Annotated in this window: 1 protein-coding gene; it reads left to right on the top strand. The window is 42.7% G+C overall.

Annotation, left to right across the window (positions count from 1 at the left end; all coding sequences use genetic code 11):
• Positions 1 to 191 (top strand): transposase (locus tag FW758_RS24990; RefSeq protein ID WP_446446870.1); only part of this gene is annotated, 191 nt, incomplete at its 5' end.
• Positions 192 to 225 lie beyond the last annotated feature (34 nt).

Genomic DNA, 225 nt, shown 5'->3' on the forward strand with positions numbered 1-225 from the left:
ACAGTTCCTGGGAACGTGGCGCGAATGAAAATGCCAATGGTCTGTTGAGGCAATATGTTAAAAAAGGCACTGATTTAAGAACAGTAAGCGATGAGACGATCTTGTTTGCGATGAACAGAATTAATTACAGGCCAAGGAAGTGTTTGAAGTTTAAGCAGCCAGCTGTTGTGTTTAGACAATTAGCTGCTTAATTACCGAGTGTCGCACTTCGGAGTTGAATTCGGG

The sequence above is a fragment of the Shewanella sp. 1180_01 genome (genome assembly GCF_052850535.1).